The following is a 22,774-nucleotide window of genomic DNA, read 5'->3' on the forward strand; positions in this document are numbered from 1 at the left end:
TTACTCTTTTGAAGAGAGTTCTTCAAAGTTGACATTATGGTTAGTGTAAATACAGATATCTCCAGCGATGCTCAGTGCTTTTTCAGCGATTTCGCGTGCAGAAAGTTCAGTATTTTCTAGCATGGCTCTTGCCGCTGCTTGTGCATAAGGACCACCAGAGCCGATAGCAATGAGATCGTGTTCTGGTTGAACGACATCACCATTACCAGTGATGATAAGAGATGTATTTTCATCTGCAACAGCAAGTAGTGCTTCTAATTTGCGTAGCATTCTGTCTGTGCGCCAATCTTTTGCGAGCTCTACCGCAGCTTTGGTTAAATGCCCTTGGTGAAGTTCTAATTTGCGTTCAAACAGTTCAAAAAGAGTAAAAGCATCAGCAGTGCCGCCAGCAAATCCCGCAATGACTTTGTCGTTATAAAGACGGCGTACTTTGCGAACATTGCCTTTCATGACGGTATTACCCATCGTCGCCTGTCCATCACCACCGATTACAACTTGGCCCTTACGGCGAACACTTACGATTGTAGTCATGAGTCAGCCCCTGGTTTAATCAATAAAAATGAGACGGAAAGTGCTTATCTTTGAGATAAAGCACGGCCCGTTATGTGAATTAGAATTATAGGTGGGGGAGAAAATTTATTTTTCAACCCCCAGAAGAGCGAAGAATACAACCTGATACGCCAGCGCCAGCTGCTTGTTTACTGACTGAATTGGCTTGTTCTTTACTGTAAGGTCCTGATAATACGCGTATCCAGCCATCATTGCCTTTTGTTACTCGACTTTCAATACCGGAAAAAGCCAGTGTTGCTCTTACTGATTCGGCTTGTTCTGTATTTTTAAATGAGCCACATTGCACTAAAAAATGCGTTGTAGCCACAGCCGGTTTTGGTGGTTGCGTCACGGTTGCAGGGGCTGGCACTTGCTCGGATTGAGTCTGTGTCGGTTGTTGAACCACAGAAGGTAGGGTTGTTGCCGGTGGTGTTACGACCACTTGTGAGCGCGGAACTTCCCCATTGTAAGGGACTTCAGGTAACTGAACGGCCGGCTGACGCTTATCTGCTTCAATTTGCTGTAAAAATCTCAATTGTTCAGGTGAAAGTGTTGCTTTCGGATTAATCTGGCTACCTGAAGAGGAAGATTCGGGCAATAAAGGCGTACCCACCTGACGATTTTCCAGTTCTTTAATGTACTGCCAACGCTCTTGCGGTTTAGGCGGTAAGCTATTCGCTGGATGCTGCCCAGTGATTGTTGGTGCTGTTTCTATGGCTTCTTTTTTATTATGCGTAATAAAATAGAGGCCACCGATAAACAGCGCCACAATTGCGATTGCCGCGATAAGTGTTGTCAAAGGCAACCCTTTAGCAGCCTTTTTATTTTTACTTTTCGTTGTCTTTTTACGACGAGCAGATGTCTGCCCTCGTCCCACATAGTCTCGTTGTGCCACAGTTCGATTCGCTGATAATTAAAGGAATAGGTATCACGAGCGATATGTTACTTAACATAGTGTGTTTTGCCTAGCTTTTAAGCTGACAGACACTATCTCTTATAATTAGCTCACAATCTAATAAGCGAGAACCTGGTGCAACAGGTCTACCTTGTAATTGATCGAGCAATAACAGCATAGATTGACGTCCAATTTCATAACGAGGTTGTTCCATCGTTGTCAGAGCGGGTTCGCTGTAGCGTGTGATATCAAGATTATCAAAACCAATTACAGAGAGATCTTTCGGGAGCTCTAACCCTAGTTTTTTCGCCTGCCACATAACGCCAATCGCCATAATATCACTATGACAGAACACCGCTGTCGGTGGTTCAGGTAAAGAAATCAGTTTTTTCAGACTTTCTGCACCGCTTTCATGGGTAAAATCACCACGAATAATATAGTCTTCACGTAAAGGAACCCCTGTTCTACGCATAGCTTGAATATAGCCTTGTAAGCGATAGCGACATAAAGGCATATCTTCAGGGCCTGTAATACAAGCAATACGCTTATGCCCCATTTGCTGTAAATAGTGTGTTGCTCTAAAAGAGGCTGTGAGATTATCAATATGAACAGTAGGTAATTCGAGTTCGGGTGCAAATTCATTCGCCATGATCATTGGCGGTAGGTTTTTCTGCTCTTCTTTGGAAACATCAAAAGGAATATGTGATCCAAGCAGTAACATACCATCAATTTGTTTGGTGATAATGAGGTTAATAAATGCATTTTCGTGTTTTTGCTGATGCTTACAATCACCAATAAGAACAAGATAACCATGTTGTGCGGCGGTTTCTTCAATACCACATACGACATCAGTAAAAAAGGGATCACTGATGTTAGGGACGATCACAAGGATCGTTTTTGACTCGTTGCGTTTAAGATTTTTTGACAGGTTATGTGGGTAATAGCCCACGTCAAGAACAGCCTGTTCAACTTTCTGACGGGTTTGTGAGGATACTTTTTCCGGATTCATTAAAGTCCGTGATACGGTTGCTGTGGACACACCGGCTGCAAGGGCAACATCTTTCATTGTTGCTTGCGTATTATCTTTATTATTCTGTTGCAAACCCCATACCTCCCTTTTGGATGGTTTAGTTAAACGATTGCTTTTTTTATTTGTAAAAAAACCGCCGGTGCTCAAAAAAAGATTTTATCGACGGTTTTAGTTTGAGAAATATTCTAAATTGTTATTCTACCCGCTTTTTAAATAGATACTGTTACCTAGTTTGCATAAAAAGTGTGATACCAATCGTTTTTATGAGTTAGTTCGCAAAATTGATAAATAGTCTTGGACTGTAACAAGTATTTCATCAGAATTTTATTCTCAATATAAATTTGGCTGGAATATATTCAAATAGATATAATAAAAACGATTAACAATCTGTTGGGTCAACATCAATATTCCACTTTACTTTCTTACTCTCAGGCAAAGCCACAATTTGAGGGTAAGTGACAGACATTAATTTTTGTAAGTAACCTCGCGAAGGATGTTGTAGCAATAATTGCCAACGATAGTTTCCTCCTCGTTTAGCTTGAATAGCAGGAACCGGCCCCATAACCCATAAATTGGGATCTCGCATTGGATGTTGTTCAAGAAATTGTTTGAGTTGCCGTAAAAATTGAGGCGCACGTTGGTTATTATGATCTTCTGAACGGATCATTATATGACTGGAGTAGGGAGGCAGGAAAGTAGCTTGTCGTTCTTGTAACGCTTCTTTCGTGAAGGCATCGTAGCCCTTTTCTAATAACGTCAATAGCAGAGGATGATCAGGTTGGTGAGTTTGTAAATATACAGCGCCTTGCTTACCTGCTCGGCCAGCACGACCTGATACTTGTGTATAAAGCTGAGCAAAGCGCTCTGCTGCACGAAAATCACTTGAAAATAGAGCGCCATCAACATCGAGTAAAGCGACTAAAGTGACATCCGGAAAATGGTGCCCTTTGGCTAGCATCTGTGTACCAATAAGAATACGGGAGCCACCTTGGTAAATATCTTCAAGTTGTTGCTCTAAAGCCCCTTTACGGCTGGTGGTATCTTTATCGATTCGCGTAACGGGCGTATCAGGGAATAATTCACCAATCCCCTGTTCAAGTTGCTCTGTTCCTAACCCAACAGGCATTAAATTAGTTGAACCACATTGTGGGCATTGTGCTGGAATTCGTCGTTGACTATCACATTGATGGCAACGCAACATGCCATGCTTTTGATGTAGCGTGTAATAGTGATCACAGCGAGGGCATTCTGCTATCCACCCACACTCATGGCATAACAATGCAGGCGAAAATCCTCGGCGATTTAAAAAGAGCATGGCTTGGTTTCCAGCATTTAGGTGCTCTTTTATGGCTTTAATTAAAATAGGTGATAATCCCGTAGTGAGGGGCTGTCCTTTTAAATCAATTAAATGCTCAGTTGCAGGTTTGGCATTTCCTGCTCGTTGTGTAAGTGTTAGTTGTTGATATTTTTTTTGTTCAACATTAAAACTGGTTTCAATTGATGGCGTTGCTGTTCCCATCACGATAGGAATATTTTCTTGTTTCGCACGGAATACAGCTAAGTCACGGGCATGATAACGCCAACCATCTTGTTGTTTATAAGAGCCATCATGCTCTTCATCGATAATAATAATACCAAGATGCTGAAAGGGGGTAAGAAGGGCTGAGCGCGTGCCAATAATAATCGCATTATCACCGCGTTTGGCGCGTAACCAAACGGCTAAGCGTTCTGTATCATTTAATCCAGAGTGCAAAACATCTACAGGGGCATTAAAACGTGCTTTAAAACGACGAATAGTTTGAGGCGTTAAGCCAATTTCAGGTACTAGCACTAATGCCTGTTTACCTTGTGCGAGTATTTTTTCTAATACACTTAAGTAAACTTCTGTTTTGCCCGAACCTGTAATACCTAATAATAACCAAGGTGAAAATTGATCGGCTTGAGCCGTAATGGCACCCACCGCTATAGCTTGTTCGGTATTTAATTTAAATCGTTCACCTTGCACTGCAAAATCATTGTGCCAATGTATGGGGGCAGGTTGTATCGGACGTAAATCTGCAAACTCTTTCTTTTTTAGGTTATTGAGTGTTGCTGTAGTGATATCGAATTCATCAAGCTGATGGCGATATAAAGGTGTACGACGAAGTGCGGCTAAGGCTTGTTGCTGTTTTTTTGCCCCTTTTAAACGATTAAGGTCGAGATTAGCTCCCTCTTTTGTGGCATACCATTGCCATAATGGAGTAAATTCAGCCGGTTTCCCCTGCCGTAATAAAATGGGCATGGCATGAAATAATACTTCTCCTAAAGGGTAGTGATAATAAGCCGAGGCCCAATTTAACATATCCCATAAAACCCCCGGGAAGAGCGTCTCAGTATCGAGAATTTCCTCAATAGGTTTTAGCTTTTCGATTGGAAACTCACTGTGTGTAGTGAGTCCTTTGACAATCCCAAGAGAACGGCGTTTATTACCAAAAGGTACGATGACTCGACTACCGACAACTGGCGCATTGATCCCTTCTGGTAACAGATAATCAAAAGAGGAGAACAGTGGTACAGGTAAAATTACCTGAACTATAGTCATATCAGGGTTTCCGAGTGTTTTAGCGAAAAGGTAGCGTTAAGAATATCACAAAAAGTGTGCAGATTTCATTGCGCGTTTAGTAGATATTCTGTATGATCCGCCCCCTTTGGTAGATAAATTACCAGACACTTAATTTCAATCAACACGACGTGTGGTGTTCGGCTGTGGGCTGAATGGCGACACGGCCTTAGTAGAGGTTTTCCATGCAAAAAGATATTCATCCTAAATACGAAGAAATTACTGCATCTTGTTCTTGCGGTAACGTTATGAAAATCAACTCCACAGCAGGTCACAACCTGAATCTGGACGTTTGTGATAAATGCCACCCATTCTATACTGGTAAACAACGTGATGTTGCAACCGGTGGTCGTGTTGATCTGTTCAACAAACGCTTCAAAATCCCAGGTAGCAAATAAGATATTTGTTGCTACACGATATCAGCAAAGTCTGGTATCTTGCGGACAGTTTGGCACTAAAGAAAAGCCCAAAGTTTTTGCTTTGGGCTTTTTTATTCGTGTTAATCAAGCAATGAGTCAATAAATCGGCGCTGATTAATACTCCCAAGTATCGGGATCAACCCCGTGCTGGCGCATTATTTCTTTTGCCTCTTCAGGGATTTCATCATTACGTTCTTTACGTAAGTCTTCATCATTTGGGAGAGGCTGTCCGGTAAATGCGTGCAAAAATGCTTCACACAATAATTCACTATTGGTTGCATGTTTTAGGTTATTAACCTGACGGCGAGTGCGTTCATCGGTCAAAATTTTCAACACTTTCAACGGAATTGAAACTGTGATTTTCTTAACTTGCTCACTCTTTTTGCCATGCTCAGCGTAAGGGCTGATATATTCACCGTTCCATTCAGCCATGGATTACCTTTATTAATATCATTTAGTTGAAGTCAGAATAGGGTTAACCCACATTCTGATGTGGCAATACCAGTTTATCATGACTTTTCTAAAACCACCGACTCTTCTGACTGAAGGTGAGAGAAAAAGTAATGGTCACTGGTGATATCCTTAATTCAGGTATTATTCCATTACTTAATCTATCCGTAAAGGAGTTTAGATGTCTAGATGTATTGACGTCTTGGTGTCTAATTGGATATGCTGTTGTCGACTTTTCCATTTATCGCTGTGACAAGGTGCCTGCATGACGAAGAAAACAGCAACACTCGCTATCCATAATGGGCTAAATGAAGATACACAATTTGGTTGTGTTGTACCGCCTATCTATCTTTCTAGCACTTATAATTTCTTAGAATTTAATCAGCCTCGTGAACATGATTATTCTCGTCGCGGTAATCCCACACGTGATATGGTGCAAAAAGCATTAGCTGAGCTAGAAGGAGGGGTAGGCGCTGTTGTCACTAGCAGTGGAATGTCGGCAATTCATTTAATTTGTACGGTTTTTTTAAAACCAGGCGATGTTATCGTCGCACCTCATGACTGCTATGGGGGGAGTTATCGCCTTTTTAACAGTCAACAAGAGCGTGGAGCTTACCGGGTCATTTTTGTGGATCAAAATGATGATATTGCACTAAAGCAAGCTTTATTACATCAGCCTAAAATTGTTTTTATCGAAACACCAAGTAATCCTCTTTTAAGAATAACGGATATTCAAAAGATCAGTGAACTAGCTCATCAACAAGGTGCTTTAGTGGTTGCGGATAACACCTTTATGAGTCCGGTCTTACAAAAGCCATTAACATTAGGTGCAGATATTGTTGTGCACTCCTGCACAAAATATCTCAATGGTCATTCAGATATTGTTGCGGGTGTTGTTATCTGTCAGTGTCAGAAACAGCTTGAGGAGCTAAGCTGGTGGGCGAATAATATTGGCGTCACATCTGGCGCATTTGATAGTTATTTATTATTACGAGGTATAAGAACTCTCGTGCCTCGAATTCGACTTCAACAAGAAAATGCACAGACATTAGTGGCATTTTTACAAACACAGCCTTTAGTCGAAAAAATGTATTACCCCGCACTGGAAAATCATGCAGGCCATCAAATAGCAAAAAAACAGCAGCAAGGTTTCGGTGCGATGTTAAGTTTTGAGTTAAAAGGGGGGGTGGAGGTAATTAAACTCTTTTTATCTCACTTAACTCTCTTTACACTGGCAGAATCTTTAGGTGGGGTAGAAACCTTAATTTGTCACCCTGCCACAATGACACATGCGGGCATGTCAGATGAGGCGAAGAAAATAGCGGGAATAAGTCCCTCATTGCTCCGTATCTCTGTAGGTATTGAAGATAGCCAGGATTTAATCAACGATTTACAAAATGCGTTTGATGCAGCAACTAAAAGGTAACCATGGATCATGAGCGTAGTGGCAATTAAACAACAGGCGGAACCGATTTGCCGTCAGTTACATAAATTCGGTGGTAGCAGTCTTGCAGACATAAAATGTTATCAACGTGTCGTGAATATCATGACAAACTATAGCCAACCGAATGATCTCATGGTGGTTTCTGCGGCGGGTTCAACAACCAATCAGCTAATTAGCTGGCTTAAACTGAGTCAAAGTGATCGCATTTCAGCGCATCAAGTTCAGCAAACATTACGACGCTACCAATTGTCATTAATTGAAGGTCTTCTTTCAAAAGAAAATGCAGAGCTTCTCTCTCAAGCGTTTATTGCCGATCTTGAACGTTTAAGTTATTTACTTGATAAGCCTATGACAGAGGCGACTTATGCCGAAGTTGTCGGCCATGGTGAAATCTGGTCTGCAAGATTAATGGCAAAACTACTAACTGAACAAGGTTTACCGAGTATTTGGTTAGATGCTCGTGAATTTTTGTGTGCAGAAAGAGCCGCACAACCTCAAGTGAATGAAATATTATCTCGCCCATTATTGCAATCACTGTTAGCCAAACATCCTGAATGTCGTTTTGTTGTGACTGGTTTTATTAGCCGTAATCAACAAGGTGAAACGGTTTTATTAGGTCGTAATGGTAGTGACTATTCAGCTACGCAAGTGGGCGCGTTAGCTGATGTCGGAAAAGTGACCATTTGGAGTGATGTCGCGGGAGTATACAGTGCGGATCCACGTAAAGTTAAAGATGCCTGCTTATTACCCTTATTACGTTTAGATGAAGCCAGTGAGTTGGCTCGTTTAGCAGCTCCTGTTTTACATACACGGACATTGCAACCCGTATCAGGCAGTAATATTGATTTGCAACTTCGTTGTAGTTATCAACCTGAGCAAGGTTCAACACGTATAGAACGTGTTTTAGCATCAGGAACGGGCGCCAAGATCGTTACAAGTCATGATGATGTTTGTTTAATTGAGCTACAACTCTCATCTCATCAAAACTTTGAGCAAGTAGCAAAAGAAGTTGATGAATTACTTAAACGTGCGCAAATTCGTCCTTTAGCAACTGGCGTGGACAAAGACAGCCAACTTTTACAACTCTGTTATACCAGTGAAGTCGCAAACAGTGCATTAGATGTATTACAAGATGCGGTTTTGCCGGGTAAATTACATTTACGTGAAGGGTTCTCTTTAGTGGCGTTAGTTGGTGCGGGTGTGTGTAAAAACCCACTGCATTGTCATCGTTTTTATCAACAACTTAAAGACCAACCTGTTGAATTTATTTGGCATGCTGAAGATAACATTAGCTTAGTCGCTGTATTGCGTAATTATACCGAACATTTATTACAAGGTTTGCATCAAACGCTATTTAGAGCAGAAAAACAGATTGGTTTAGTGTTGTTTGGTAAGGGTAATATTGGCTCTCGTTGGCTAGAGCTTTTTGCACGAGAGCAAGAGCCGTTATCTGCACGCAGTGATTTTGAATTTATTCTTGCGGGGGTCGTTGATAGTCGTCGCAGTTTACTTGATTATCAAGGTATTAACCCTAGTCGTGCATTGGCTTTCTTTGATGAAGAAGCAACAGAGCATACTGAAGAATCACTTTATCTTTGGATGAGAGCACATCCTTATGATGATTTAGTGGTTGTTGATATTACGGCGAATGAGTCCCTTGCTACTTCTTATGAAGATTTTGCCAGCTATGGTTTTCATGTTATTAGCGCTAATAAAATTGCTGGCTCCGCATCAAGTTTGCGTTATCGGGCTACACGAGATGCCTTTTCTAAAACTGGCCGTCATTGGTTATATAACGCAACAGTGGGCGCAGGCTTACCGATAAACCATACCGTGCGCGATTTACGCGAAAGTGGTGATTCCATTTTATCAATTAGTGGTATTTTCTCAGGCACATTATCGTGGTTATTCTTACAATTTGATGGCTCGGTACCTTTTAGTGAATTGGTAGAACAAGCATGGCAACAAGGGTTAACAGAGCCTGATCCACGAATCGATTTATCAGGACAAGATGTAATGCGTAAGCTGGTTATTCTTGCTCGTGAAGCGGGTTATGATATTGAGCCAGAGCAAGTGAGAGTTGAATCTTTAGTGCCAGTAGAAGCTGAAACGGGTTCACTAGAAGCGTTTTTTGATAACAGTGCGTTGATCAATGAACAAATGGCACAGCGGTTAGCTGCTGCAAATGAAATGGATATGGTATTGCGGTATATCGCGCGTTTTGATGCCAATGGTAAAGCCAAAGTGGGTGTTGAAGCAGTAAGAAAAGATCATCCTCTAGCCTCACTGTTACCCGGTGATAATTTGTTTGCGATTGAAAGCCGTTGGTATCGTGATAATCCACTAGTTATAAGAGGGCCGGGAGCAGGAAGAGATGTGACTGCAGGTGCAATTCAATCAGATTTAAACCGTCTCTCTCAATTACTGTAATTTAATTATTTCTTTTTTATAAAGGTTATCAGCGGGTTATTTTTTGCTGATAACCTTTTGTCATTTTTGTGTCATATCACTCAATTTTTTTAAATTCTTTGGCTATACTTGAAGTATCTCTAGTCACAAAGGAGCGATTAATGTCAAAAGTAGTAAGACAGATTGTCCCACTAAGAAATGAAATGACGGAGGTGAACCATCAAGCTAAAGAGAACGATTGTCAGTAGCTCATGATGTGAAATTTTAGCGTCTTGAGTGGAAGTTGAAGTACAGTTACAACGTGTTTGAACGTTATTAAGAGTACAATTCTATTTACCACGTGTTTTACAACAGACAATTTAATTTACTGAAAGAATAATTTGTTATTCTTAATTTAAAGCGCTGATTTTTCAGCGCTTTATTCGTTTATTAAGGTAGAATGGCAAAAGAACGTACAGGGAAACCAGTGGCATTATTGGGTTTGGCGACAATATTAAAAATAACAGCCCCACGAGTGGGGAGTTGATCTAAATTAGTCATTAATTCAATTTGATAAGTATCCTGTTCCAATACGTAATACTCACCTAATAACGCATTGTTTTTATGGAATTCTTTTGCTGGATCTGTATCAAATGTTTCATGACCAATAGCTTTTATTTTTCGCTCTTCAAATAAGAATTTGAGAGCATCAAGCCCCCAGCCCGGAATTTGATTTTTTCCTTCAGCATCTTTGTTATCCATCGCCTCTTGTGAAGGCCAGCGCTTACTCCAGTCAGTACGTAATGCGACAAAAGTACCGGCTTCAATTTCACCGTGTTGTTTTTCAAATTCAAGAATATCATTTTTTGAAAATGAGAAATTAGCGTCAATTTTTGCGCGCTCTGATTGATCAATAACAATCAGTGGTAACACTAATTCTTTCAGTTCTAACTGATGCAGATAACGAGTATTAGGAACAAAATGACAAGGTGCATCAATATGCGTACCGTATTGGCCCGGGAATGTAAATTGCTGAGCAAAAAAACCATCTTGATAATCAAAAAGGGTTTTGAAGTTAGCTGCGTCAAACATAAAAAAATGAGGTGAATCTTTATCGAAGCTGTGTGTTAAATCTACCCATTTTTTAGATTTGATGATAGAAAGTGCATTCATTAATTCATTTGTCATCGGTTTCCCCTGTCTGATAACGGAAATAGTAATAGAGTGATTTGATCGTTTTTAATGTTATGGATGTTGAATTTGATTTTATTTTAAACAGAAATTAGTTTGCTTTAGTGATAATAAACATAAAGAAAAAACAAAATAAAGCGTTAAACCTGTTTGATAATAAAAATCTTAATCTGACAGAGTGAGTAAAAAAAGATAGGAAGAATAAGGTATGAGATAGCGTGAACGGTTATAACACATGGACGTAAAAAACTAAAAAGTACAAATCACACCAGACATTTCATCAATATTAAAAAAATTCATCCAAATTTTTAACCAGATAAATTCCCACGTATCTTCCCCTTCATAGTAAAAAACGCTTCTTAGCCGATAAGAAACAAAAAAATGTCCTTATTCTTGGCAAAATTGAGCTAAAACAACACGAATATTAGCCATTCTTATAAGACTAAAGCCGTAATTAAATTTCAGAAAAATCCCCCAAAACGATTATTTTCTGATATGAATAGTAGGCTAAGTAAAAAAAGCAGTGTGGCTTATCACAAAAATCAAAATAAAGTCACATTAGAGATGAAAGTTAATTACACAACTGGGAGGACATGACTTTTCTAATAGGAAGATGCATGTTGTTACCGCCACAAAGACAAGGTCAGGAGTCTCATGAATCAACAATATTCTGCTATGCGTAGCAATGTCAGTATGCTCGGCAAGCTACTTGGAGATACGATAAAAGAAGCACTTGGTGAGGAAATTTTAGATAAGGTTGAATCTATTCGAAAATTATCTAAATCATCGCGAGCAGGTAATGAAGTGCAGCGACAAAAGTTGTTGCTCACGTTACAGAATCTATCTAATGATGAATTATTACCCGTTGCTAGAGCATTCAATCAATTTTTGAACCTGACGAATGTAGCTGAACAATATCATAGTATTTCACCTCATGGCGAAGCCGCAAGTAATCCTGTGGCATTGGCAAAATTAATCTCCCGACTAAAAGATAAGAATTTTACCGATACGCAATTAAAAGAAGCCGTAGAACAAATCTCTATTGAGTTGGTATTAACGGCGCATCCAACCGAAATTGCACGTCGTACTCTTATTCATAAGCTGGTTGAAGTGAATACCTGTTTATCTCAACTCGATCATGATGATTTAGCTGATTATGAACGCACGAATATTATGCGTCGCTTACGTCAGTTAGTCGCTCAATCATGGCACACAGATGAAATTAGAAAAGTCCGTCCAACGCCGATTGATGAAGCAAAATGGGGTTTTGCTGTTGTTGAAAATAGTTTATGGGAAGGCGTTCCTGCTTTTTTACGTGAATTTAACGAACAGCTTAAAGAATCGATAGATTACAACTTACCGGTAGAAGCATCACCCATTCGTTTTACATCATGGATGGGAGGCGACCGCGATGGCAACCCAAACGTTACAGCAGAAATCACGCGTCATGCTTTACTGTTAAGTCGCTGGAAAGCAGCTGATTTATTCTTAAATGATATCCAAGTACTTGTTTCAGAACTTTCGATGACAGAAAGTACACCTGAACTACGTGAATTGGCGGGGGGGGCTGAAGTTGCAGAGCCTTATCGTGAAATCGCTAAACAGCTACGCACTCGCTTACAAGTGACTCGTGATTATTTAGAACAACGCATTAAAGGTCAACAATCATTACCACCAGAAGGTTTGTTGATTGATAACGCAGAGCTTTGGGAGCCACTATACGCATGTTATCAATCACTAAATCAGTGTGGTATGCGTATTATTGCTAATGGACAATTGTTAGATACATTACGCCGTATCCGTTGTTTTGGTTTACAGCTAGTTAAGCTCGATATTCGCCAAGAAAGTACCAATCACACCGAAGCGCTCTCTGAATTAACACAATATTTAGAGTTGGGTGATTACGCGGATTGGTCTGAAGAGCAAAAACAAACATTCTTATTGGAAGAATTAAATTCTAAGCGTCCACTTATCCCGACAAATTGGCAACCAAGTGCGGCGACCCAAGAAGTATTTGAAACTTGCCGTGTCATTGCACAATCACCGAAAGATTCTATCGCCTCTTATGTTATATCAATGGCAAAAGTACCTTCGGATGTATTAGCCGTAAAACTGTTATTGAAAGAAGCGGGTGCGGATATTCGCTTACCGGTTGCGCCGTTATTTGAAACACTTGAAGACTTAAATAACGCTGAAAGTGTAATGACACGTTTGTTTGATATTCCGTGGTATCGCGATTTAATTGATGACAAGCAAATGGTGATGATTGGCTATTCCGACTCTGCAAAAGATGCGGGTGTGATGGCTGCTTCATGGGCACAATATCGAGCACAAGATTCGTTAATCAAACTGTGTGAAAAATCAGGTGTGACATTAACGTTATTCCACGGACGTGGCGGTACAATTGGTCGCGGTGGTGCGCCAGCTCATGCAGCATTACTCTCTCAACCACCAGGAAGTTTAAAAGGTGGCCTGCGTGTGACAGAACAAGGCGAAATGATCCGCTTTAAGTTCGGATTACCACAAGTCACCATCAGTAGCCTTGCTCACTATGCAGGTGCAATCTTAGAAGCGAATTTATTACCACCACCAGAGCCAAAAGCGCCTTGGATTGAGGTAATGGATTCCTTGTCTGACGTTTCTTGTGCAATGTACCGTGACTATGTACGAGGACAAGAAGACTTTGTGCCTTACTTTAGAGCGGCAACGCCAGAAGGCGAGTTGGGTAAACTACCATTAGGCTCACGTCCTGCAAAACGTCGCCCTACTGGAGGTGTTGAAACTTTGCGCGCTATCCCGTGGATCTTCGCATGGACTCAAAACCGCTTAATGCTACCTGCTTGGTTGGGTGCTGGCGCTGCATTACAACATGAAATTGATAGCGGAAAACAGGCGGTATTAGACGATATGTGTGAGAACTGGCCGTTCTTTAATACACGTATTGCGATGTTGGAAATGGTGTACGCTAAAGCAGATTTATGGTTAGCGGAATATTACGACCAACGCTTAGTTGAAGAGCGCTTATGGCCACTAGGTGCAAAATTACGCCAACAACTTTCCGATGATATTAAGAGTGTCTTGGCGATTTCAAAGGATGAGCATTTAATGGCGGATTTACCATGGGTAGCGGAATCTATTGCGTTACGTAATGTGTATACTGATCCATTAAACGTACTTCAGGCTGAGTTATTACAGCGCTCTCGTACTCATAGCGAGTCTGATCCACGCATTGAACAAGCGCTAATGGTAACAATTGCTGGTATTGCAGCTGGTATGCGTAACACAGGCTAGAGCAATCCGTATTTAGAAACTAAAACAGCGCTTAATAACAGCGCTGTTTTTTTATGCTTACTTATTTCAAAGAGGCGATAAATAAAATGCAGTTAACTCAAAAAATAAACCAGCGTTGATGCCAATTATTTACGCTTTTATTGAGAGAGGAAAATAAAGAATAAGTAGAAAATTGTTTTGCGATTATTTTTTGATTTTTTGCATCACAACATTTACGAAAAAGAATAAAAAAACTGCCTAATTCACGAACTACCTGTTGGCGGAGTGCTTTTGCTAATAACTGATCAGATTGTTTATCGGTTTCTTTTAATAGTTGTAAGATTATCTGCAAATAACTTTGTGTTCGTTGAGCTTCTTTTTGTTGGTCGGGTTTACGTGTAATAGAGTCAGGATTAGCACAGTAATAATAGAGAGGTTGGTTATCAAAACCTATTCGCTCTGCAACAAGCGCTAATTGCATTGTCCACAAAATATTTTAATGGTAAAGACCTTCAATAAATTGAAGTTGATGTTTTTTTATTAAGTCATGCCGAGTTAACTGCAACCAAACGAAATGTGGCCATTGATGTTGAGTGACGGCATGAATGATCCACTCACTACCTTTTATGACTTTTTGATAAGGCTGTCGTTGATGGATGGTTTTTTGGTGCTTGTTAAGATCACTTGGATTGAATCGTTCATCATTACCAATTAAAACATCAACGTGTTGGGTAACAGCTAATTGATACCAATGTGCGAGTAATTCAGGTTTAATAAAATCATCACTATCAAAAAAAACTATCCATTCGCCTTGCGCATATTTTAAACCCGTATTTCTTGCGCTGGATAATTCTTGATTAGTTTATTGATAAAGCTTCACACGCGCATCTTTTTGGCAATAAGACGTGGCGATTTCAGCACTATTATCTGTCGAACCATCATTAACAATAATGACTTCAATATCGGTGAATGTTTGAGTGATCACACTATCCAATAATCTCGTCATACGAGACGCTTCATTAAACATAGGAACGATGACAGAAATTTGGGGTGTTTTCACAATATTGAGCCAGTTATCAATAAATAAAGTTTTACTATCTTATCCTTTTTTTGCCTTTTCATAAGACTCAATCGCTCTTATTCGTGCTTTGGCGTGATCAACTATCGGTAATGGATAATCAAGAGGATTATTGGTTTTTGCTGCCCACTCATGAGGTGTGTGAATATACCGATTAGGCACATTGGCTAGCTCAGGAAGCCACTGGCGGATAAATTCACCATCAGGATCAAACTTACGGCCTTGGGTTGTGGGATTGAAAATTCGAAAATAAGGTACTGCATCGGTTCCTGTGGATGCGGCCCATTGCCAGCCACCGTTATTTGATGCGAAATCGCCATCAATGAGTTGTGACATAAAATAACGTTCACCCCAACGCCAATCAATTAACAAATCTTTGATAAGAAAACTGGCTGTGAGCATACGTAAACGGTTATGCATCCAACCTGTATGATTAAGCTGTCTCATGGCGGCATCAATAATAGGAAAGCCGGTTAAACCTTGTGCCCAAGCATTAAATTCCGCTTTATCATTGCGCCAATTGATTTTTTCTGTCCAAAGCTGAAAGGCAATGTGTTTGCATAAATGAGGATTAGCCACAATTAAATGTTGGTAAAATTCTCGCCAAATCAATTCGTTAAACCATACGAAAGCACCTGATGCACTGTTTTCCAAAAAGTCAGGTTCAGTTTGGTATAAGCGATTAAAACATTGGCGAATAGACAGTAATCCAATAGAGAGATAAGGGGATAATCGACTTGTGCCATCGACTGCAGGAATATCTCGCCATTTTGCATAATGAGGGGCACTTTCATAACAGAATTGTTTTAAGCGTTTAAGCGCCTCTTCTTCTGTGGCGAGAAAATAGAGTGTTGGTGGATAGTCCAGTGAAAATAATGGCGCTTTTAATGGGGTAACTGTTTTTTGATGTGCCCTTATTTCTGGAGCAGGTAATGACGCATTATCTTGTGAAAAAAAGAGGCGTAAAAATGCATTTCTAAAGGGTGTAAAAACTTTATACATCTCCCCTTGTTGTGTAATCACATTACCCGGTGGAATAAATGTATTGTCATGATAAGCATAAACCGTTGTTTTATTTTCTAGCAATTCAATGACTTTTTTATCACGGCGTTGTTCATTAAGGGCATATTGGTGATTGAAAAAAAGCGCCGTTACTTGATATTGTTGGCAATAGTGTGCCACTTCATTGGCTGCAGTTGAATAAGTATCACTCATGATCAATGTCAGGGGAATATTGAGTTTCGCCAAAGAGATTGAAAGACTGAGTAAGGCATCATGAATAAACGCCTGACATGACAAAGCCATATTATGGGCTTTCCATTGTTCAGGCGTGATGGTGAAAAGAGCATGCACCTGTGCGTGTTTATCTTGGCAAGCATTAAAGAGTGCTTTGTTATCTGTCACTCTTAAATCATGACGAAACCAAACTAAATGAACAGGAGACGGGTGCATATAACCTCTCTTAATCTAATTTAGGATGTTGATCGATAAGGGCTTGACGTTTTTTCTGTAATGCTTCAATTTCTGCCTCGATATCTTCAACACGGTGTTCAATACTATCATAGTGCTCTGATAAAATTTCTTTAGCTTCTGATTTATCAGATGCTGCCGGTGTTGCTCCACGCAATGGTTTATTGGCAGTTTCAATCATCTTAATCCCTGTGATCAAACCGACAACGGCAACAATCATCAGATAATAAGCAGGCATATACAAATCACCGGTCGCTTCAACTAACCATGCAGCTACTGTTGGTGTTGCACCCGCAATTAATACAGAGATATTAAATGCGATGGCTAGTGCACTATAACGAATATGGGTCGGGAATATGGCAGGTAAAATGGATGCCATTACTCCAGTAAAACAGTTAAGTAAAACCGCAAGAATTAATAATCCTAAGAAAATTAAACCGATTTCATCACTGTTAATCATCATAAATGCTGGGTAAGCAAGGACAAACAAGCCAATACTACCGCCAATAACAAAGGGTTTACGACCAATTTTGTCACTCAATAACCCAATGACAGGTTGTACGAACAACATACCTATCATAATCGCGATGATGATCAGCACACCGTGATCTGCCGAATAGTTTAGGTTATGAGATAAATAACTCGGCATATAAGTTAATAACATATAGTAGGTGACATTAGTGGCAATCACTAAACCTACACATACGGTTAAACTTTTCCAATATTTCGATGCGATTTCTCGTAATGAAACACGAGGTGGATCTTGAATAGATTTTCGGTCGTCACTATTCATTGCATCAACATGTTGTTGGAAAGCAGGTGTTTCTTCTAAAGCATGACGTAAATATAAGCCAATAAGACCTAATGGTAATGCTAAGAAGAACGGAATACGCCATCCCCATTCATGAAACGCGGCTTCACCTAAAATAGTAGAGATAAGTACAACAACACCCGCACCCATGACAAAGCCTGCGATTGAACCGAAATCTAACCAGCTTCCCATAAATCCACGTTTACGATCGGGTGAGTATTCAGCAACGAAAATTGCTGCTCCTGAATATTCACCACCAATAGAGAAACCTTGTGCTAATTTGGCAAGTAATAATAAGACGGGCGCCCAAATACCGATGGTTTCATACGCCGGGATAAGACCAATGGCAAACGTACTGAGTGCCATAATAATGATGGTGACAGATAAAACTTTCTGACGACCAAATTTATCCCCTAGCATCCCAAATACAACACCCCCTAATGGTCTTACCAAGAAAGGCACAGAGAAGGTGGCAAGAGCCGCAATCATCTGTACGCCAGGTGATGCACCAGGGAAGAAGACTTGACCTAAAACGTAAGCAAGGAAGCCGTAAACACCGAAGTCAAACCATTCCATGGCATTACCTAATGCGGCTGCTGTAATGGCTTTTTTGAGCTTACTATCATCAATAATGGTTATATCATTGATTTGTAATGGTTTGTTTCTTTTTTTCTTCATTTTCATATTAAGTAACCTTTATTAAGGTATTCGTAATTTCTTGTTATTCAATTAATTAAAAGAAATGAAGTGACTATTTGTTAGCGAGAAGAGTGAGTGATAAAAATTCACTAAAAAACAGCTTACTTCTACCAAAATTAAATAGTGATATTAAGCTAATAGATAAGAGAATATTTATTAAGTATAGATGAGATTGAATAAGATATTAGGATGTTTTCTTTGTTGTTTTGATATAACAAAACATAGCCTCTAAGTATTAAAATGTGATCAATATCATAACGTAATTCTACTTTTCTGTAAAATTTATGGTGTTAGTGATTGTAAATTTGACTTAGGAAGACTGAAAGTAATTGCAATGAAACCCTAAAAATAAAATTAAAGTTCTATTTTAATAACATAGTGTTAGGTGGATCTGTTTTTTTTGATTCAGGCTAACGCATTTGTATGAGCATTGTGCATAATACAAAGGCTGATAGATAAATAGAAAATAATAACACCTTATTTTGCTTTATTATTCTTTCGAATAGTTAAGGCGAAAGTGTGGATAATAGAATAGATCTCGCTATTCTTATTATAAGGTTATATCAAGGTAGTATGGCGGGATATCAAAACAGAGATAGTAAAGATAATTTATCTGTTGCTCATATTTAGAATAAAAATTTATAAAATTAATAATTAACCGCGCATTTGTGCAGATTAACCCAGGTACCTCTATGAACATTAATCAACTGAAAAGCTTTGTTGAAGTCGTAAAAAATAATTTCAACATTACTAATGCGGCTGAAAAACTCTATACCTCTCAACCCACAATTAGTAAACAACTCAAAATATTAGAAGATGAATTAAGTGTATCGCTATTTGTCCGTAAAAATAACAACTTATTAGCACTAAGCCCAATGGGTAAAGAAGTACATAAAATTGCTTGCGATATTCTCGGACAAGTTGATCGAATTAAAAGTATTGTGGCTGAAGAAGATCGTAATAAAAAAGTTGATTTGCATATTGCGACAACACATACCCAAATACGTTATTCATTGCCCAATGTTATTGACCATTTTCGACGTTATTACCCTAATATTTCTTTGCATTTTCATCAAGGCGCACCGGCTCAGTTAGCCGAAATGGTCAAAAACGGTGACGTAGATTTTGCTATTGCAACGGAGTCTATGCACTTGTATGAAGATTTAATTACTCTGCCTTGTTATCGCTGGACGCGCAGTTTACTCGTTCCTTACGATCATCCTCTTGCCGAATTAAAAGACAATGAACAAGTGACTATTGAACAAATGGCTGAATATCCATTAATTACTTATGTTTTTGGTTTTACTCGAGGGTCGAAGTTAGACAAGGTATTTTATAAAAATAATCTTAAACCCAAAGTGGCATTAACTGCGACTGATACGGAGATTATTAAATACTACGTTAAGCGCCATTTAGGCATTGGTGTTATTGCAACGGCTTCTTATGATGAAGCGGAAGATAGTCGCGCATTAAAATGTATTAATATCGATCACCTTGTACAACCGAGCTATACCCATATTTGTGTCAGTAAACATACGCATATGAAGGATTATATGCATGAATTTATTTCTCTTTATGCACCTCACATTGATAGGAATATTATTCAGATGCCAGAGCAATGGGAAACGCAATGGCACAGTAAAGAAGTTTATCAAATATTACCTGATTTGCGTTCAGTGAGTCTCAATAATAACGATGCAGAATTAGCGTAGGAATGAAAAAGCCCGTTTTGCGGGGGCAATAACGGGCTTCGGGCAGAATAATAAAAGATTAGCGAGTCAGAATATTAATAAAAATCTGAGCTCCAACTAATAAACAATCATCATCAACAAAATAAGGATTGGCGTGAAGGTAATTATTAATCCCTTTCGCTTGGTTACCACTTCCTAAGAAGAACATTGCACCCACTTTACCTTTAGTGGCATTGACCATATAGCTAAAGTCTTCACTGCCCGTCATTGGTTTACCGTTCGATTCAATATTCTCTTCTGGTAAGAATTTACGCATCGCATCTAATAAGCGCTGATGTGCAGTAGGGTGATTCACAACAGCAGGGTATCCGCTGTAGCTTAATGTCGTTTTAAACCCACCAGCGGTGCTACGAGCCACGATTTCGTCAAAGCTGGCTTTCAATACTTGATCGGTATTTTCATCCATAGAACGAATAGTACCGCGAGCTTGAACGTGGTCAGCTAATGCGTTAGGGATTGTTCCCCCATTGATCATGCCACAACCAAAGACTGCTGGGCTAAATGGATCTGTTTTTTTCGCAACAACATAATCCATATAATCAATTAAGCGAGTTGCTTCACGAATCGCATCTAAGCCTTTATGTGGTGTTGAACCATGTGCAGAAACACCATAAACATCTAATGTCCATGCTGAGCCATAAGATGACATCACGCCATCATTAAAGCGTACACAACCGGTTTCAATGGCCGCATCATTATGAAGTGCGTAGGTTTCATCAACGCCTTCCATACAACCCAGTTCGACCATTTTTTCAGCACCAGGAACACGCATATCTTCTTCAGCCATTTGGAAAATAAAACGGACGTTCGCGCTCATCTCTTCTTTATTTTCGGCAAGATATTTTGCACTGGTTAATGCCATGGTCATATGAGTATCGTGACCACAGTTATGAGCACAACCTTGGTGAACTGAACTATGTTCATTATTGGTTAAGTCTGGCATTTCTAATCCGTCCATATCGGCACGGATAGCAATTAATGGAAATTCAGAATTAACGATTAAATCTGCTGTGAAGCCAGTATATTCATCAAAAGTTTTAATTTGATAACCAAAACTTTCCATTAATTCACGACAGTATTTAGATGTTTTATATTCTTCACCTGATAGCTCAGGTATTTTGTGCAGGTCTTGTCGTGTTTTTTTACTAAAGTCATTTAATTGAAAGAGTTTTTCACTGACATTATAAATATTATTCATTAGATAACTCCCTGGATAGTAAATCCAATTTGCGCGACGATTGATGCGCCAAAGAAACAACATGTTGAAACAATCATGAAAATAAGAATAACTTTCCATGACATTTTCTTAAGTTCTTCTAATTGACCACCAACAGATAAACCAGCAAATGCTAATAAAGGTACACAACAAGATAAGAAAGAGACTTTACCAATAGAACTAATAAAGAAATCTCTTATTGGTGTTTCGGGTAAACAAATTAGAATCCCGATAATTGTTGCATAAGCAAATGTTGGTAAAGATGAAGGTAAATAATGTTTTGCAACGAGTGAAATAAATACCACTAATGACATAGCAATAAAGCTATCCCACATTGCATAAAGAGCGATCCCTGATGTTAACGTCTGAGTAAACATTGCCAGTAAAATAGCAACGAATACAAATTTCATATCAATAATTATATTTTTCATGCAGTTTTGCCTCTGGTGAAAATTTTATAAATTTTTTCTGAAAGAGGTAAACCTAAATAGGTTAATGACAGTGCGCCTAGTGCTGATGATAATAAATTAGATGCAGCAGCAACACTTAATACTTGCTGTGCTAAAGCTTCATCAAGACCATTAATTAATGCACCTGATGCTGCACTTAACATTGAACCAGAACCCACGCCAGAGCCTGCGGCAAGCGCAAGTGGATGTAATCCTGTTAATGGTGCGATACTTCCTAATACACTAAACCACAAAGTACCGATAACAGAACCACATAAATAAATGGCTAATACACCAATATATTCTTGTGAGCCTGTACCAAACTTACCTTGAATAACGGCGATAGAAGGTTCACGACTAATAGATGAACAAGCACCAATTGTACGACGACCAAATCCAAATTTAATCGCTAATGGAACCGCAATTAATACAGGTAATAAGTTTCCGAGTTCCTGAACAAATAAAGGAATACCGACACTTAAAATCATTTTAATATTAGGAACAATCATCCCTGCATATTGCGTACCTAAAATAAGTAGGCTGAAACCTACCATTTTACCGCAGAAGCCTTCTTCTTTTTCTGTAAATAATTTACCCCATACTTTAATTTTTTTACGGGTAAATCCAGCAGATATACACATACCAATAATTACTGCAAATAACATTGGTAGAATAGGTATTACTGCAATGCCAATTTTAATTTCTTTTTTGCCAATAACATATTGTGAAATAAAAATTAAGAAAAGGACTGCCAGAATACTAATAAAGAAAACCTTTATCGGACTTCTACTTTTGTCCATCCGTTAATCTCCGTCGAAAAATAATCAGGCTTTATTCTAGAGGACAAAAAGCAAAAGGTAGCGTGACCAATGTCATGTTTATTTCATACCTCTTTTTCATGGGACATGAAATAAAACAATGATGATAAATTTATTAACAAATAGGGAAAGGTTAAATTTTTTAATAAAGACAATAAGTAAGGCTGAAATGAGTCAGCTTAATTGTTAATAAAGATGTGATGTGAAAAATCTCAACTAAAAATTATTTTAATTATTAAAATAATCC

The 22,774-nt window shown here is 39.1% G+C and carries 17 protein-coding genes and 1 pseudogene; 5 read left to right on the forward strand and 13 right to left on the reverse strand.

Features of this window, described 5'->3' with window-relative positions:
- The 4 genes from hslV to priA form a co-directional block, all read right to left on the reverse strand.
- Positions 1 to 531 carry an ATP-dependent protease subunit HslV gene (gene hslV / locus GWJ05_RS02155; RefSeq protein ID WP_036933292.1) on the reverse strand — a complete coding sequence of 177 codons (531 nt, stop codon included), beginning with the start codon at positions 529 to 531 and terminating at the stop codon, positions 1 to 3.
- A 112-nt stretch (positions 532 to 643) separates the two neighbouring features.
- The gene (gene ftsN / locus GWJ05_RS02160; RefSeq protein ID WP_036933290.1) at positions 644 to 1,444 is read right to left on the reverse strand and encodes a cell division protein FtsN; all 801 of its coding nucleotides are present in this window, start codon (positions 1,442 to 1,444) and stop codon (positions 644 to 646) included.
- Between the two features lie 70 nt (positions 1,445 to 1,514).
- Positions 1,515 to 2,546, reverse strand: coding sequence for a DNA-binding transcriptional regulator CytR (cytR, locus tag GWJ05_RS02165; RefSeq protein ID WP_036933288.1), 1,032 nt, complete (start codon positions 2,544 to 2,546; stop codon positions 1,515 to 1,517).
- Between the two features lie 307 nt (positions 2,547 to 2,853).
- Positions 2,854 to 5,055, reverse strand: a complete 2,202-nt coding sequence (gene priA, locus GWJ05_RS02170) for a primosomal protein N' (RefSeq protein ID WP_036933286.1) — start codon at positions 5,053 to 5,055, stop codon at positions 2,854 to 2,856.
- Positions 5,056 to 5,258: 203 nt separating this feature from the next.
- On the opposite strand from priA, the gene rpmE reads away from it, so the two are divergent.
- Positions 5,259 to 5,471: a 50S ribosomal protein L31 gene (gene rpmE / locus GWJ05_RS02175; RefSeq protein ID WP_006534140.1), complete on the forward strand. Its 213-nt coding sequence runs from the start codon at positions 5,259 to 5,261 to the stop codon at positions 5,469 to 5,471.
- Positions 5,472 to 5,606: 135 nt separating this feature from the next.
- Here rpmE and metJ read toward each other — a convergent pair whose 3' ends face one another.
- Complete coding sequence (metJ, locus tag GWJ05_RS02180; RefSeq protein WP_036933283.1) at positions 5,607 to 5,924, reverse strand: met regulon transcriptional regulator MetJ; 318 nt, start codon at positions 5,922 to 5,924, stop codon at positions 5,607 to 5,609.
- A 283-nt stretch (positions 5,925 to 6,207) separates the two neighbouring features.
- Here metJ and metB point away from each other — a divergent pair, with 283 nt between their 5' ends.
- The gene (metB, locus tag GWJ05_RS02185; protein WP_103005221.1) at positions 6,208 to 7,368 is read left to right on the forward strand and encodes a cystathionine gamma-synthase; all 1,161 of its coding nucleotides are present in this window, start codon (positions 6,208 to 6,210) and stop codon (positions 7,366 to 7,368) included.
- A 9-nt stretch (positions 7,369 to 7,377) separates the two neighbouring features.
- A complete protein-coding gene (locus tag GWJ05_RS02190) occupies positions 7,378 to 9,816 on the forward strand; it encodes a bifunctional aspartate kinase/homoserine dehydrogenase II (RefSeq protein WP_036933280.1) in 2,439 nt (812 codons plus the stop codon).
- A 408-nt stretch (positions 9,817 to 10,224) separates the two neighbouring features.
- Here GWJ05_RS02190 and GWJ05_RS02195 read toward each other — a convergent pair whose 3' ends face one another.
- A complete protein-coding gene (locus GWJ05_RS02195; RefSeq protein ID WP_036933277.1) occupies positions 10,225 to 10,962 on the reverse strand; it encodes a cyclase family protein in 738 nt (245 codons plus the stop codon).
- A gap of 657 nt (positions 10,963 to 11,619) precedes the next feature.
- Between GWJ05_RS02195 and ppc the strand changes: the two genes are divergently transcribed.
- Positions 11,620 to 14,256, forward strand: a complete 2,637-nt coding sequence (gene ppc, locus GWJ05_RS02200; RefSeq protein WP_036933274.1) for a phosphoenolpyruvate carboxylase — start codon at positions 11,620 to 11,622, stop codon at positions 14,254 to 14,256.
- Positions 14,257 to 14,353: 97 nt separating this feature from the next.
- Here ppc and GWJ05_RS18490 read toward each other — a convergent pair whose 3' ends face one another.
- The 4 genes and pseudogenes from GWJ05_RS18490 to proP form a co-directional block, all read right to left on the reverse strand.
- Positions 14,354 to 14,716 (reverse strand): hypothetical protein, encoded by a 363-nt coding sequence (locus GWJ05_RS18490; RefSeq protein ID WP_224215415.1) that lies wholly within the window; start codon positions 14,714 to 14,716, stop codon positions 14,354 to 14,356.
- A 15-nt stretch (positions 14,717 to 14,731) separates the two neighbouring features.
- A pseudogene (locus GWJ05_RS18495) lies at positions 14,732 to 15,295 on the reverse strand (glycosyltransferase).
- 39 nt (positions 15,296 to 15,334) lie between these two features.
- On the reverse strand, positions 15,335 to 16,765 hold the full coding sequence (gene phrB, locus GWJ05_RS02210; protein WP_161681024.1) for a deoxyribodipyrimidine photo-lyase: 1,431 nt from the start codon (positions 16,763 to 16,765) through the stop codon (positions 15,335 to 15,337).
- 10 nt (positions 16,766 to 16,775) lie between these two features.
- Positions 16,776 to 18,278 (reverse strand): glycine betaine/L-proline transporter ProP, encoded by a 1,503-nt coding sequence (proP, locus tag GWJ05_RS02215; protein WP_036933271.1) that lies wholly within the window; start codon positions 18,276 to 18,278, stop codon positions 16,776 to 16,778.
- 707 nt (positions 18,279 to 18,985) lie between these two features.
- Between proP and GWJ05_RS02220 the strand changes: the two genes are divergently transcribed.
- On the forward strand, positions 18,986 to 20,005 hold the full coding sequence (locus GWJ05_RS02220; RefSeq protein ID WP_036933269.1) for a LysR substrate-binding domain-containing protein: 1,020 nt from the start codon (positions 18,986 to 18,988) through the stop codon (positions 20,003 to 20,005).
- Positions 20,006 to 20,063: 58 nt separating this feature from the next.
- On the opposite strand, the gene GWJ05_RS02225 is transcribed toward GWJ05_RS02220, so the two are convergent.
- Genes GWJ05_RS02225 through GWJ05_RS02235 form a run of 3 tightly spaced genes read right to left on the reverse strand, consistent with a single transcriptional unit; the run spans position 20,064 to position 22,509 of the window.
- Positions 20,064 to 21,242, reverse strand: coding sequence for a M20 metallopeptidase family protein (locus tag GWJ05_RS02225; RefSeq protein WP_161681026.1), 1,179 nt, complete (start codon positions 21,240 to 21,242; stop codon positions 20,064 to 20,066).
- The gene (locus GWJ05_RS02230; protein WP_036933266.1) at positions 21,242 to 21,691 is read right to left on the reverse strand and encodes a hypothetical protein; all 450 of its coding nucleotides are present in this window, start codon (positions 21,689 to 21,691) and stop codon (positions 21,242 to 21,244) included. Before GWJ05_RS02230 ends, GWJ05_RS02225 begins: the two co-directional genes overlap by 1 nt.
- Positions 21,688 to 22,509: a DUF3100 domain-containing protein gene (locus GWJ05_RS02235; protein WP_087802675.1), complete on the reverse strand. Its 822-nt coding sequence runs from the start codon at positions 22,507 to 22,509 to the stop codon at positions 21,688 to 21,690. The genes GWJ05_RS02230 and GWJ05_RS02235 overlap by 4 nt, the downstream gene beginning before the upstream one ends.
- Between the last annotated feature and the right edge of the window lie 265 nt (positions 22,510 to 22,774).

The organism is Proteus sp. G2626 (assembly GCF_009915985.1).
Taxonomy (GTDB): domain Bacteria; phylum Pseudomonadota; class Gammaproteobacteria; order Enterobacterales; family Enterobacteriaceae; genus Proteus; species Proteus vulgaris.